Below are 13,965 nucleotides of genomic sequence, written 5' to 3' on the forward strand. Positions count from 1 at the left end.
GCATTAACTAAAAGGTATATTCACCTCTTATTAGGGTTTATTAGTTAAAGATGCTATATCAAGGAGTAGCTTTGCTTTTTGACTTTCATTACTGTTGTTATCAATCATCGGATACAAAATATTTTCTTCCTTGTGATTATGCCCTGCCAGTAATTCTTCTAGTTCAAGCTCAAATGCAGCACTGGATTCTTGTTGTTCAAGGCACGCAAGAATTGCATCATTAAGACGATAAACTTGTTGATGTTCCATCGTCATAACGCGAGTTGGCCCATGCAACATGCCTGTTTGTTGCTCAAAGAAAGGAAATAACACACTTTCTTCCCAAACAATGTGTTTTTCGATCCCTTCTTTGTAAGCAATAAAATAAGCTTTTGCTTGTTTAATATTGCCCTCTTTAAAGCTGTGTTTAAAAGCTAAATACAGGCTATCAAGACGTTTGTGATCAGCCTCAAAATAAACTGTAATTAAGTTACTCATTGCTATACTCCATACTTTTGTAGTAAACGACTATGCTGCTGGCTAACAAAGTTAATGGCAGCGGGTAGGTGCTCAATTTCAAGGTTTTCTAAACTGGACTTAATTAATAAACCTAATTCGGTTTCGCCACTGATATGTAAACGACGATTGAAAAACAACATATCAGGATCTGCCTCACCTGCAGCTAATAGGCTAAAATCATTAAATTTCCCACTAAAAGTGACATTCTCAGTGGCGTTATCGCAAACTAAAAACTGCTTATTTTTAATACTTAAAAACCAACTCCTACCAAGATCAATAACCTCTACCTTCAGCCATTTACCTTCAAGGTAATCGAGCTCTTCAGCGTTAAGCTGCTCACTAAAAATGCGATTCAATAACTGCGTCAAAACTAAGTTTGTGAATGTATTTGGCAACACTTGTAAAAAGTGTTGTGTACATGCTGGTAATTTTTCTAAGCAAAAAGTAAGCATATTTTTTACACCTTGATTAGCGCATGGCAGCATCACAACACCTTTATTGAAAATAGAATAATTGAACAAGTGCCTATTAACTTAGCTTGCTTATGACTATAAAAAGTTATTCTAAATCAATTTTTATTAGCCTAATCAATGAACTACCCACAAGGTTTTGTAACTATCCATTTAGGGTTACATAGCGAATGGCAATAAAAATATATTAGGTAGTTCAGTGGCGTGCATTATTAAAAATTAATCTAGATCAAAGTCTCAAAAAATTAGCTAACTATGCTGATGGCTCTTTTTTAAGGAGCTATCAATGGAACTCTTATGCCCTGCGGGGAGTTTAAAATCACTTAAAGCAGCCATAGATAATGGTGCTGATGCAGTGTATATAGGATTTAGTGACCAAACTAATGCACGTAATTTTGCAGGCCTAAATTTTTCAGATCAGCAATTACACGCAGCCGTTGAATATGTGCACAGTCATCATAAGCGTTTGCATATAGCGATTAATACATTTGCTCATCCAGAGCAATCGAAACGCTGGCAATGTGCTGTTGATAAAGCCGTGCAACTGGGGGCAGATGTATTGATTGTTGCCGATTTATCCGTATTAGCCTACTGCGCAAAACACTACCCAGATATGGAGCTACATGCCTCTGTGCAAGTATCGGCCACCAATGCAGGCGCTATCGCGTTTTTAAAAAGCCAGTTTAATGTTACCCGTGTAGTTTTACCTCGAGTGTTATCTATTCATCAGATCAGGCAACTAGCACGCAGTTGTGATGTGGAGCTTGAAGTATTTGCTTATGGCAGTTTATGTATTATGGCTGAAGGGCGTTGTTATTTATCATCCTACTTAACAGGAGAATCTCCAAATACCGCGGGGGTTTGTTCTGGAGCAAAATTTGTTGATTATCAAACTCAGCAACACCAACAACAAACAGTGTTAGAGAGTCGTTTAAATGGGGTGTTAATAGACCGCTTTGCTGAAGACGAAAATGCGGGTTATCCCACTTTATGTAAGGGTCGTTTCAGTGTTGATAATGATCTTTATCACGTACTCGAAGAACCAACCAGTTTAAATAGCATGGAATTATTGCCCGAACTTTACAGTTTAGGGATTAAAGCAATCAAAATTGAAGGTCGCCAACGTAGCCCCTCTTATGTGCGCGATATTAGCAAAACCTGGCGTATGGCAATTGATAACTGTATTAGCCAACCGAATGAATTTGTAGTCAATGACACCATGCAGCAATGCTTAACATCATACAGTGAAGGTTCGCAGACCACTCTGGGTGCCTATCATAAAAAGTGGAAATAGGAGCAAAAATATGAAATACGCATTAGGGCCTATTCTCTATTACTGGCCAAAAGCAAAAGTAGAGGCATTTTACGAACAAGCCGCCGATAGCAGCGCCGATATTATTTATTTAGGTGAAACGGTGTGCGCAAAACGCCGAGAGTTAAAGTTAAAAGATTGGTTACATATAGCTCATCAATTAAAAAAAGCAGGTAAAGAAGTGTGTTTGTCTACTATGGCATTACTGGAAAACCACTCTGACTTATTTATGCTTAGGCGTTATTGCGACAATTTAGGGTTCACTGTTGAAGCGAATGATCTTGCTGCTGTTGAACATTTATCAAAACACCAAGTCCCATTTGTGACCGGTGCAGCCATTAATTGCTACAACGCAGAAACAGTGGCATTTTTGCATAACTTAGGAATGAAACGCTGGGTTATGCCAGTTGAGTTGTCCAAAGATTGGTTAAAAGCAATTCGCAGCAGTGAATTAGTTAAAAGCTTACCACTAGAAATTGAAGTGTTTAGCTATGGTCATTTACCTCTGGCTTACTCATCGCGATGCTTTACAGCTCGTTCCCTTAATCGCTCAAAAGATGATTGTCAGCTATGCTGCATCGATTACCCTACAGGCCGCCAAGTGACGACTCAAGATCAACAACAAATATTTGTCGTCAATGGAGTTCAAACACAATCAGGGCAAAAATATAACTTAATTAATGAGCAATCCACAATGCAAGGCTTAGTTGATGTAGTCAGACTCAGCCCTGAATCAGAGCAAACCTTGATTATGATTGACCGTTTTCGCGCTAATGAAGATGGCCATTATCCAATGACCCTAGATAACACTAAAGAGTGTAATGGCTACTGGCATCAAATTGCTGGTATGCAAAGTAAATAATTCTTTAATCAGCCGCACACAGGGCAATGTTTATCATGATGATAATGAAAACGTTGCTGCTGTGATGTTAATCCATCAATTACTAATAATGAGCCAAACAATGGTTCACCCGCTTTCGTTATAATTTTTAAAGTTTCAAGAGCTTGTAAAGAACCCACGATACCGACTAAAGGCGCAAAAATTCCTGATTCAACACAACTTAACTGTTGTTCACCAAACCCTCGAGCATAACAGCTGTAACATGGAGTATTTGGCGCATAATTAAAACTGGTAACTTGGCCTTCAAAACGAATAGCGGCACCAGACACTAAAGGGGTTTTATGGTTAAAACAGCTTTGATTAAGTTGCTGGCGAATAGTTAAGTTGTCAGTGCAATCGAGCACTACATCATGGTTTTTAACTAACTCTTCACGCTCATCATCCGTGAGTTTACGAGCAATCGCATTAACTTGGCACTGACTATTTAACCCTGCAATAAATGTTTTGGCTGCTAACGCTTTATTTTGTTGTAATTGTGATTCTTGATAAATAACTTGGCGTTGCAAATTGGTTACTTCAACGCTATCAAAATCCACCAGAGTGAGCTGGCCAACTCCCGAGCTTGCTAAAAATGGCACACAACTACTGCCTAACCCCCCTAAACCAATTACTAACACTTTAGCGTTGAGTATTGCCTCTTGTCCTGCAAAATCAATTTGTGGTAACAAAACATGGCGGCAATAACGCAATGTTTGCGCATCATTAAGTTGTTGCAGTGGTGCTTTGTGGGTATCGCTCATGTTGTACTCGCTGTTGCGTTCATTCTTAATAATTGATTTGGGTTATACGACGGTTTACATACAAATTCAACCGTGCCTGTGTATCAGTACCAATTATATTGATTTCGATCATCCTTTGCTCGCAATCTTGTTATGAGCAAAAATTAAAAACAACTTAAATATCATAGCTTTAAATTGATATATACCCCCTAATGAGTAGCTGCAACTGCGGTAACTACTCAACCAGTTGTATAGTCTAAATCAGTAAATATTCTTAATATTTTAATCAGAAATACAACTCCGAGCTGTCTCACCTTCGTCAAAGACATGGTGAGTAAGCCGTGGCTGAGCCACCGGGTTTAAAAAGAAATTTTTAAGCCTCCCACTATTTGGAAAGGTGTTGATTATGTTACTCGACCCACAAGGGCGTAGTTTTAGTTACTTGCGCCTTTCGATCACAGATTTATGCAATTACCGTTGCAATTATTGTTTACCTGATGGTTTTAAGTGTGACCATAAAGCGCATTATTTATCTTTAGATGAAATTGCCGCAATTGTTAAAGCATTTGCGCGACACGGTGTAAATAAAGTTCGCATAACTGGCGGAGAGCCTGCGTTACGTCGTGATCTAAGTGAAATCATTGCGCTGGTAAAAAATACCCCAGGTATTGATAAAGTCGCCCTTACTACTAATGGTTATCAGTTATCACGACATATAAAAAGTTGGCGTTCAGCAGGGCTTGATGCCATCAATGTTAGCTGTGATAGTTTAGACCCCCGTATGATGCAAGCTATTATTGGTCGCAATAATCTCGATGCCATTTTACAAGGAATTGATGATGCAATCAGCGCTGGTATCAAGCAGGTAAAAGTGAATACCGTTTTACTAAAACAGCATAACTATCAGCAACTTGAACAATTAATTAATTGGGCGAAAAGTAAACCTCTGACTTTACGTTTTATTGAGCTAATGCAAACAGCCGATAACGGCGATTATTTTAATGCTAACCATGTCAGCGCTGAAGAGGTTGGTAAAGGTTTATTATCTGATGGCTGGGTTGAAACTTTACGAGCAAAAAATGCCGGTCCCGCACGTGAATTTAGTCACAGTGAAGCCATCGGTAAAATTGGTTTTATAGCCCCTTATAGTAAAGATTTTTGTGCCACCTGCAATCGGCTACGGGTTTCCTCACAAGGGAAATTACATTTATGCTTATTTGGTGACACAGGCTATGAGTTACGGCCTTTTATAAATTCAGATGATCCCACAATACTTGATAATGCCATTAGCCAGTTTTTAACCTATAAAGCAGACTCGCACTTTTTACATCAAGGCTATTCTGGGGCAACCACTGACTTGGCAATGCTAGGGGGTTAATATGCAACATATTGGGATGATATTAGCTGGCGGAAAATCTTCAAGAATGGGGCAAGATAAAGCGAATTTACCTTGGTATCAACATACATTATTACAGCACATGCAGCAGCGTTTACATGCCAGTTTATGTAAACACGTATTGATCAGTCGTAACCATAGCCAGGGGATCCATGACCGATTTTTTAATAAAGGTCCGCTTGGAGGTATTGATGCTGTATTACAACAGCTCCCTGAGCATTGTTTATTAACAGTTACCCCCGTTGATATGCCATTACTCGATAGCGCATCACTAATACGATTACAAACTTATAGCGCCAACACTTTGCACAGTGTGAGTTATTCACACTCATTTTTACCTTGTGTGATTGTGGTTACCGAGTCACTTAAACAATACGTTGAGGAGCAGTTAACTCACGGCGCAGACTACTCTATAAAAAGCATGTTGGCCTTTGCTAATGCAGAATCTATTTCTCACCCTGAACCGCACAAGTTGTGTAACACCAACACGCCACAACAATGGCATGATGTTATTAATGCACAATCGCAACATGTTACGCATAGAGCACGTTAACCTATTTTAGACTAACCATTTTGGATAAATTATGTCTCATTTAAACGAAAAAACATTTACCCCTTTAAATATTGCGGTTTTAACCGTTTCTGATACTCGTACAGAGGAAAATGATACCTCAGGTCATGCGTTAGTCGCAGGACTTACTCAAAGTGGTCATCACTTGGCTGATAAAGCCATTGTAATTGATGATGTTTATAAAATTCGCGCCATTGTCTCAAAGTGGATTGCCAGCGATGATATACAAGCTATTTTAGTGACTGGCGGCACCGGTTTTACTCAGCGCGATTCGACTCCAGAGGCGCTTGCACCATTGTTTGATAAAGAAGTTGCAGGATTTGGTGAGTTATTTAGAGCCATTTCTTATGAGCAAATAGGCACCTCCACTATTCAATCAAGGGCATTGGCAGGACTTGCCAATCAAGTGATTATTTTTGCAATGCCAGGCTCAACTAATGCGTGTAAAACAGCGTGGGATGGCATTTTAAAAGAGCAATTAAATAGTCTCCACGGGCCATGTAATTTTGTACCCCATGTAAAAAAATCACTTACTGATGAATGCACAACAAGGAGTGCCTAATGCTGACTCATGTTGATCAACATGGCAAAGCAAGCATGGTTGATGTTAGTGATAAACCCGCTAGTAGCCGTCAAGCCAGTGCTGGTGCGAGCATTCGTATGTCAGCTGAGGCATTTGAGTTATTAAAAAATAACGAACATAAAAAGGGCGATGTTCTACAAGTGGCGCGAATTGCGGGTATTCAGGCGGCTAAAAAATGTGCCGATTTAATCCCACTTTGTCATCCTTTAATGCTGTCAAAAGTTGCCATAGACTTTAGTTTGAACGAGCAAGCACACCGCGTTGATATAACTGCTTTGGCAAAACTGACTGGTCAAACAGGGGTTGAAATGGAGGCATTAACAGCCGCATCTGTCGCCGCGTTGACTATTTTTGATATGTGCAAAGCGGTTGACCCTTTCATGCAGATAAACGATATTCAAGTTATTGAAAAGCAAGGCGGTAAATCGGGTCATTTGATAAATAAAGAAAATACATAATGTTTATACTAACAAGTAGTGCTTAGGGTCTGTTTATCTTTGCGGATTAAAATTTGTTCAAACTAGGGGCGGTTTAATCGCGGCGCGAGGTTTGTAACCTAGTGGGCTAAGTCAAAACCGAGCAACAAAGAGTAAATCGCCCCTAGGCAGAACCCTAAGGGCAGCGCCTGTTTGGCATTGATGCTGCGTTATCGCCTATTTATGGGGAATAACCACACCACATAGGCGCTGCCTTGCCTAAATACCAAACAGGCTGCTGCAAATTTAACCTTGAAAGGTAAACAGACCCTAGTCTTTTTTAGGTTGTTTTATTAGCTGTATTAAGCACGCTTGCCGTTATTTTGGAGTACCTATGATCACCTTATTATTTTTTGGCCGGTTAAGAGAACTGCTTGATTGTCAACGTTTACCGCTTGAGATTACCTCGGCTGTAGATGTTGCAAGTTTACGACAACAACTTGCCGATAAAGGCCCTCATTGGCAGGAGTTTTTATCACTGCAACATGCATTAGTTGCCGTAAATCAAACTATGGCGCAAGAACAAACAATGATTAATGATGGCGATGAAGTTGCATTTTTCCCTCCTGTAACTGGAGGATAAAATGATCAAAGTATGCACCGAAGACTTTGATTTAGGTTTGCTTACCAATGAGCTAAGACAAAAAAGTCCACAAAGCGGGGCGATTGTTAACTTTGTTGGCCTAGTGCGCGACATTAATCACGGGCAAAGTGTCAGTAAATTATTTTTAGAGCACTACCCCGCGATGACCGAAAAAGTCTTAACGGATATTTGTAGCCGTGCCAAGGCACGATTTTCGGTGGATCACATTGATGTAATTCACCGTGTTGGCGAACTCGATCTTAATAGTCAAATTGTTTATGTAGGGGTCAGTGCAATGCACCGAGGTGATGCCTTTAATTGCTGCGAATATGTCATGGATTATTTAAAAAGTGAGGCGCCATTTTGGAAAAAAGAAAGCCAACATGGGCAACAGGTTTGGCTTGATGCTAATCCAACTGATGTTGCCGCCAAAGCGCGTTGGGAACAATAATGAACAAAGCAGTGATGTGGCTGTACTGCGTACTGCTTTGTTTTTTAAGCACAAGTGTTTATAGTCACAATCAACTTCTACGCTTGGCTGTCGCCAGTAATTTTAAGAATACTTTAACAACCCTTGTTGACGATTTTAAACGCCAGCATCCATACACTGTTACATTATCGAGTGCATCAACAGGCGTGCTTTATCAACAGATTATTAAAGGCGCACCATTTGATTTATTTTTTGCTGCCGACCAATTGCGCCCACAACAGTTGGTAGAGCAGGGCCTTGCGGATAAAAGTATTTTATATGCCTATGGAAAAATGGCTATTTATAGTGCTAAAACGCAAGCCAATTACGCTCATCAGCTCGCCACTTTACCCACTCAATGCCGTATCGCGATTGCCAACCCTGCTTATGCCCCATACGGTATAGCTGCGCAAAAGGTGATTGCTGATCAACCTGAGTTACGTCACTGTATGCAAATTAAAGGCAGCAATATCGCGCAAGCTTTTCAATTTACTCAGTTACAAACTGTTGATTTAGGCATTGTTGCGTATAGTCATATACTTGAACAACATATTCCAGCAGCGCAATTTCAATTACTAGATAAGCGCTACCATGTTGCTCAGGCTGTTGCACTACTAAAGCGTCAGCAACAGAGCGACGCTGCACACGAATTTATCCGCTATTTAACAAGCCCCAATGCACAACAGATCATTAACCAAGCGGGTTATCTAGGGACCCTCAAAGGGGTTCGTAAAGGAGTGAGTCAATGAGTTTTGCAAGTACTGAGTTGATGGCTTTTTGGATCACCTTTAAACTGGCGCTGCTCACCAGCACGATACTTATGGTGATCTGTATCCCGCTTGCATGGTGGCTCAACAACAGCTGCTCTTTAGCATCACGGTTGATTGAGTCTTTAGTTACTTTACCTATCGTATTGCCGCCCACCGTATTAGGCTTTTACTTATTAATGGCTTTTGCGCCAACCACAATTATTGGCCATCAATTTGAGATTTTAACTGGGCAGCAGCTGGCGTTTTCATTTTCAGGAATATTATTAGGCTCACTATTTTATTCATTACCGTTTGCTATGCAGCCGCTGCAAACCGCATTTGCACAGTTTGATAATAAAGTACTCGATGCCGCGCATTCTTTAGGAGCAAGCCCCGTACAGGCATTTTTTCAGGTCACATTACCTTTATGTAAGCACGGTATTATTAGTGCAGCGCTCTTATGCTTTGCTCATACGGTGGGAGAATTTGGGGTGATTTTAATGATAGGTGGTAATATTCCAGGCGAAACCCAGGTGCTGTCTGTGGCTATTTTTGACGCAGTAGAGACCATGGATTATAGCAAAGCCTATAACCTTTCTGCTGCGCTACTACTATTTGCGGTAATCACTTTGGTGATAATCAATATTCTCAAACGTAAAGAGCAAGACTATGCTAAATGTTGATTGCCAACTCAGTTTACCAGGACAAACCTTACATTATCAGCTCAAAACGCCTGATGGGATCACCTGTTTAGGAGTTAAGGGCGATTCAGGTTGTGGTAAAACCACCTTATTGCGGATCATCGCAGGACTTGAACAACATGCCTATGGCAATGTTGAATTTGCCCAGCAACAGTGGCAACACAGTCAACAAAAAAAGTTTGTCCACGCCAGCGAGCGCAATATTGGTTTTGTATTTCAAGATGCACGATTATTTGCCCATTTAAACGTTGCGCAAAACATTCAATTTAAAGGTAAAAAACGCTCTGTATCGGGGTTTGAATTTGAACGAGTGATTGAAACCTTAGACGTTGCTCATTTACTTGATCGCCGTCCAGCTAATTTATCAGGCGGAGAAAAACAACGAGTGGCGATTGCGCGAGCACTTTGTAGCCGACCTCGCTATCTGATGTTTGATGAGCCACTGACCGGCATAGGTCACAATCATAAAGTCGCTATTTTAAATTATTTAACAGTGCTTAAACATGAGTATGCGATACCGATGATTTATGTGTCGCACCTTGATGATGAGCTCGAAAAAATTAGCGATGGTATTATAAATTTAAACCATAAAAGCAAACCATTTACCATGTTAATAAACTCACACCAAGCACATGCATAAACACATGTGCTGGCAATTGATTATAAGTATTTATAATGAATAATTTCAACTTGTTGCGTAGCTAAAACCCCTTCACTTTCAGCCGCTAAAATCACATGGCAATTTGCACGGCTCAACGCTGATAAAATTCCTGAGCCTTGTTTTCCTGCAGTGTCTACTTGCCATTGTCCATCCGCTGTTTGCGTGGCGATACCACGCTGAAACTCAGTACGCCCAACACGCTTTTTAAAATCCACTAAAGCAGTGGCTTTGACTGCTATTTCTTGATTGAGTGGATGCCCTTGGCACTGCTTAATAAAAGGGATCCCTAATTGGTCAAAAGTAATAGCCGCAGAGACAGGATTGCCCGGTAAACCTAAAAATGCACACTGACCAACTTGACCAAAAGCAAACGGTTTACCTGGTTTTATAGCAAGTTTCCAAAAATTGATATCACCTAATTCACTTAAAATTTCTTTAACGTAGTCGGCATCACCCACCGATACACCGCCTGAAGTGATCAACACATCGGCCCACTCAGTTGCTTGAGTAATCGCTATGGTGATTGCTTCACGCTGATCAGCGATAATGCCAAAATCACGTATTGCTACCCCCAATGGCGCTAGCATCGCCATTACTAGTTGACGGTTTGAATCAAAAATTTGCCCTTCATTAAGCGCATTACCAGGTTCAACAAGTTCGTCACCTGTAGAGATAAGTGCAACTTTCAGTTGGCGCAGAACATTCACTTGAGCCACACCTATAGCGCATAACAAGCCAATATCTCGAGCTTGAACCACATGCCCTTTTGGTAAAACAACATTACCAGCAGCGATATCTTCGCCTTGCTTGCGTACATTTGCCCCTGCTTTTACTTGAGCTTGTAAACTAATGTACTCACCATCTCGATTTATTTGCTCTTGCATTATGACCGTGTCAGCCCCTTGAGGCATCATTGCCCCTGTCATAATACGAGCACATTGCCCAGCGCTCAATGCTTGTTCACTCGGATGCCCAGCTAATGAGGTCGTGACGACTTCTAGCTGGTTAAAATCACTTAGGTCTTGATAATTGAATGCGTAGCCGTCCATTGCTGAATTTGCATAAGGAGGAATATTGAAATTTGATACCACATTAGCAGCTAATACGCGACCTAATGCATCTTGCACTTTTATGGTTTGTTGTTCAGTTACAGCCGTTGCTGTTGCTAATAATTTTGCTAATGCGTCATCAAATGCTAAAAGCGGGGTTTTTAGTGCGTCACAACCACAATCCATAATTACCTCTAATGTTGTTGATCAACCATCCACACGGCAGCCTCTACCCGTGAACGGAAATTGAGTTTTTTCAATAAATGCTTCACATGTACTTTTACTGTGCCATCAGAAATATCCAGCTCCCGGGCTATTAGTTTATTACTTAACCCTTTAGCAATTAGTTTTAAAATTTCCAGTTCTCTACTGGTTAGCCCTGATAAGGGGTTTTCGGGTTTGCGATTTGGTTTTCTAAGCGCGGTAGCAAGTGTATGCGTTAAACGTTCACAAATAGCCATTCGCCCAGTAGCAGCTTGCTTAATATGCTCAACGATATCTTCTGGTTCCATATCTTTAAGCAAATAGCCATCGGCACCATTAGTAATTGCTGTGATCACATCTTCATCGTTATCTGACACACTGAGCATAATAATGCGAGAACTGATGCCTTGATTACGTAACTCTTTTACTGTTTCAAGTCCATCCATGCCTTGCATATTTAAGTCTAGGATAATAATGTCGGGGTCAAACTTTAGAGCAGCAGTGATGGCATCTTTACCATTGCTGTGCTCGCTAATTACTTGCAACTCCTCTTCAAGTTCTATTAATTGATTCAACCCTTTACGAAATAATGGGTGGTCATCCACTAGCATCACTGAAGTTGTATTTACTGGTGCGACTGGAGTTTGCATACTTGCTCCCTTAGTAACTCTACTAAATATTTTTAATATGATGACGGCTAAGTCACTCGTCTTATTTGATATATATCATAAAATGGTAGTTTAACATTTATCCTAAGTTTACAAACAAAGACAGCAGCTACCTACATATAGGTAGTGCATCCGCAAAGCAAACCATTTCAAATTATTGATTAACAATGGATTAACTGACAATATCAACTGCAAACAGTCACTCCCCCTATATTTGTAGGTAGTACTAACTACCGCATTAAGTCTATTGTCTACGCCCCTCCTTAAGATGATATTTTGCTTCCACTTGCTCTAATTTAAATAGACTCTATCATGCGCGATATAGATAAATGGGACCCTGAAAATGACGATTTTTGGCGCCCAAACGGAGAAAAAATTGCAAACCGAAATTTATGGATATCTATCGGGGGGTTATTTTGTGGCTCTGCTGTATGGATGTATTGGAGCATTATTACAGTTCAGATGCTGAATTTAGGCTTTAATTTCAGTTACGAGCAACTATTTAGTTTAGTAGCTATTGCAGGTTTAAGCGGCGCGACATTAAGAATCCCTAATAGTTTTTTTATCGAACTATGCGGTGGCCGCCACACTCTTTTTTTTACTACTGCACTATTAATAATACCAGCTATCGGTACTGGGCTTGCATTACAAGACAAAAATACATCGCTGTGGGTGTTTCAATTAATGGCGCTACTCTCTGGGATCGGCGGGGGGAATTTCGCTTCATCAATATCCAATATCAGCTTTTTTTTTCCTAAAAAACAACAAGGCTTAGCACTGGGGTTAAATGCAGGGTTAAGTAATTTCGGCGTCATGGCAATGCAGCTAGTAGTACCGCTGGTTATGACCTGTGCAATATTTGATGGTGTACCGCAGCAGCTAATTAGCGCCTCAGGTACATTAATTAGCAATACACCTGCCGGTAGTAATACCTATATTCAGAACGCGAGTTATATTTGGTTACTTTTTTTAGTCCCCATAATATTTTTATGCTGGTTTGGCATGACCAACATAAATACCAAAGATGTATCGCCTAATGTAAGTAGTCCATCCGACGCATTTGGTCTAATCACTTTAATGCTCGTGATCAGCTTTTTTTGGGCTGCTTTAGGCTTATGGCTCATACTGCCAACTCAGGCCAACGGAGTTAATCTAAGTATTCCTGAAGAACTGGTGTTGATATTTGTGATTCTAGCGACTTTATTTTGCTTAAAATCACTCCCCGGTACAGTAAGCCATAGTCTAAATAAGCAATTCAAGATTTTTAACAATAAGCACACTTGGATAATGGGTATTATATATGCCATGACATTTGGCTCATTTATTGGCTTTGCAGCTGTATTTCCATTAGCGATTAAAATAATTTTTGGCTATCAACACCTCATGGTTGATGGCGTAATGACGCATAATACTATTAACGTAAACGGACCAAGTGCTTTGATGTATGCATGGATGGGGGCTTTTATCGGTGCACTTATTCGCCCATTAGGCGGTTGGTTAGGCGATCAGTTCGGTGGAGCTTTTGTTACCCAAGCTTGCTGTATTATTATGGTGCTAAGCACGTTAGGTGTCTCTCATTATATGCAACTAGCGTTTCACAGCGCTCAGCCTGAAAAGTATTTTTTAGAGTTTTTTACTCTATTTCTAATTTTATTTGCAGCAACGGGAGTAGGTAATGGCTCAACATTTAAAACGATTACAGTTATTTTCCCTAAAGAGCAGACAGGCATTGTATTAGGTTGGACTTCTGCAATAGCGGCTTACGGCGCATTTTACATTCCAAACGCTTTCGGTGAGCAAATAGCTGCAACCACACCTAAAGTTGCGTTTATTAGTTTTACCCTTTTTTATACACTATGTTTATTTATAAATTGGTGGTTTTACTTACGTAAAGAAAATGAACTTTATAACCCCTAAAGCTAAGTTATACCAAACACATTTAATTGATGATCTAT

17 protein-coding genes and 1 riboswitch are annotated in these 13,965 nt (G+C 40.2%); of the genes, 12 read left to right on the top strand and 5 right to left on the bottom strand.

All coding sequences use genetic code 11. The features are described 5' to 3' along the window. Positions 1-30: 30 nt before the first annotated feature. Entirely contained in the window at positions 31-477 is a 447-nt protein-coding gene (locus B5G52_RS15790; protein ID WP_087533607.1) for a hemerythrin domain-containing protein, read from the bottom strand. 2 nt (positions 478-479) lie between these two features. Further along, a complete protein-coding gene (locus B5G52_RS15795; RefSeq protein WP_176372565.1) occupies positions 480-950 on the bottom strand; it encodes an SCP2 domain-containing protein in 471 nt (156 codons plus the stop codon). Between the two features lie 304 nt (positions 951-1,254). On the opposite strand from B5G52_RS15795, the gene B5G52_RS15800 reads away from it, so the two are divergent. Both B5G52_RS15800 and B5G52_RS15805 read left to right on the top strand, forming a co-directional pair. Further along, positions 1,255-2,262 carry a peptidase U32 family protein gene (locus B5G52_RS15800; RefSeq protein WP_087533609.1) on the top strand — a complete coding sequence of 336 codons (1,008 nt, stop codon included), beginning with the start codon at positions 1,255-1,257 and terminating at the stop codon, positions 2,260-2,262. A gap of 10 nt (positions 2,263-2,272) precedes the next feature. Further along, positions 2,273-3,142, top strand: a complete 870-nt coding sequence (locus tag B5G52_RS15805; protein ID WP_087533610.1) for a U32 family peptidase — start codon at positions 2,273-2,275, stop codon at positions 3,140-3,142. Between the two features lie 8 nt (positions 3,143-3,150). Here B5G52_RS15805 and moeB read toward each other — a convergent pair whose 3' ends face one another. Further along, positions 3,151-3,921, bottom strand: a complete 771-nt coding sequence (gene moeB / locus B5G52_RS15810; protein ID WP_087533611.1) for a molybdopterin-synthase adenylyltransferase MoeB — start codon at positions 3,919-3,921, stop codon at positions 3,151-3,153. A gap of 265 nt (positions 3,922-4,186) precedes the next feature. Further along, positions 4,187-4,316, top strand: a riboswitch (molybdenum cofactor riboswitch). On the opposite strand from moeB, the gene moaA reads away from it, so the two are divergent. The 9 genes from moaA (at position 4,307) to B5G52_RS15855 (ending at position 10,068) form a co-directional block, all read left to right on the top strand. Next, positions 4,307-5,278: a GTP 3',8-cyclase MoaA gene (gene moaA, locus B5G52_RS15815; protein WP_087533612.1), complete on the top strand. Its 972-nt coding sequence runs from the start codon at positions 4,307-4,309 to the stop codon at positions 5,276-5,278. Its footprint overlaps the riboswitch before it by 10 nt. A gap of 1 nt (position 5,279) precedes the next feature. Then, the gene (locus B5G52_RS15820) at positions 5,280-5,849 is read left to right on the top strand and encodes a molybdenum cofactor guanylyltransferase (RefSeq protein ID WP_087533613.1); all 570 of its coding nucleotides are present in this window, start codon (positions 5,280-5,282) and stop codon (positions 5,847-5,849) included. 31 nt (positions 5,850-5,880) lie between these two features. After that, positions 5,881-6,429: a molybdenum cofactor biosynthesis protein B gene (gene moaB / locus B5G52_RS15825; RefSeq protein WP_087533614.1), complete on the top strand. Its 549-nt coding sequence runs from the start codon at positions 5,881-5,883 to the stop codon at positions 6,427-6,429. After that, positions 6,429-6,908, top strand: coding sequence for a cyclic pyranopterin monophosphate synthase MoaC (gene moaC, locus B5G52_RS15830; protein ID WP_254911229.1), 480 nt, complete (start codon positions 6,429-6,431; stop codon positions 6,906-6,908). Before moaB ends, moaC begins: the two co-directional genes overlap by 1 nt. Before the next feature lie 352 nt (positions 6,909-7,260). Next, positions 7,261-7,509 (top strand): molybdopterin converting factor subunit 1, encoded by a 249-nt coding sequence (gene moaD / locus B5G52_RS15835; RefSeq protein WP_087533616.1) that lies wholly within the window; start codon positions 7,261-7,263, stop codon positions 7,507-7,509. Between the two features lies 1 nt (position 7,510). Next, positions 7,511-7,960 carry a molybdenum cofactor biosynthesis protein MoaE gene (locus B5G52_RS15840; RefSeq protein ID WP_087533617.1) on the top strand — a complete coding sequence of 150 codons (450 nt, stop codon included), beginning with the start codon at positions 7,511-7,513 and terminating at the stop codon, positions 7,958-7,960. Beyond that, on the top strand, positions 7,960-8,727 hold the full coding sequence (modA, locus tag B5G52_RS15845; RefSeq protein WP_087533618.1) for a molybdate ABC transporter substrate-binding protein: 768 nt from the start codon (positions 7,960-7,962) through the stop codon (positions 8,725-8,727). Before B5G52_RS15840 ends, modA begins: the two co-directional genes overlap by 1 nt. Continuing rightward, entirely contained in the window at positions 8,724-9,410 is a 687-nt protein-coding gene (gene modB, locus B5G52_RS15850) for a molybdate ABC transporter permease subunit (protein WP_087533619.1), read from the top strand. Before modA ends, modB begins: the two co-directional genes overlap by 4 nt. Beyond that, entirely contained in the window at positions 9,397-10,068 is a 672-nt protein-coding gene (locus B5G52_RS15855) for an ATP-binding cassette domain-containing protein (RefSeq protein ID WP_087533620.1), read from the top strand. The genes modB and B5G52_RS15855 overlap by 14 nt, the downstream gene beginning before the upstream one ends. A 20-nt stretch (positions 10,069-10,088) precedes the next feature. On the opposite strand, the gene glp is transcribed toward B5G52_RS15855, so the two are convergent. After that, positions 10,089-11,324 carry a gephyrin-like molybdotransferase Glp gene (glp, locus tag B5G52_RS15860; protein WP_087533621.1) on the bottom strand — a complete coding sequence of 412 codons (1,236 nt, stop codon included), beginning with the start codon at positions 11,322-11,324 and terminating at the stop codon, positions 10,089-10,091. Positions 11,325-11,332: 8 nt separating this feature from the next. After that, the gene (narL, locus tag B5G52_RS15865; protein WP_254911230.1) at positions 11,333-11,992 is read right to left on the bottom strand and encodes a two-component system response regulator NarL; all 660 of its coding nucleotides are present in this window, start codon (positions 11,990-11,992) and stop codon (positions 11,333-11,335) included. A 330-nt stretch (positions 11,993-12,322) separates the two neighbouring features. Here narL and B5G52_RS15870 point away from each other — a divergent pair, with 330 nt between their 5' ends. Continuing rightward, complete coding sequence (locus B5G52_RS15870) at positions 12,323-13,927, top strand: MFS transporter (protein ID WP_087533622.1); 1,605 nt, start codon at positions 12,323-12,325, stop codon at positions 13,925-13,927. The last annotated feature ends 38 nt before the right edge of the window (positions 13,928-13,965 follow it).

The sequence above is a fragment of the Pseudoalteromonas sp. A601 genome (genome assembly GCF_002165575.1).
Taxonomy (GTDB): Bacteria; Pseudomonadota; Gammaproteobacteria; order Enterobacterales; family Alteromonadaceae; genus Pseudoalteromonas.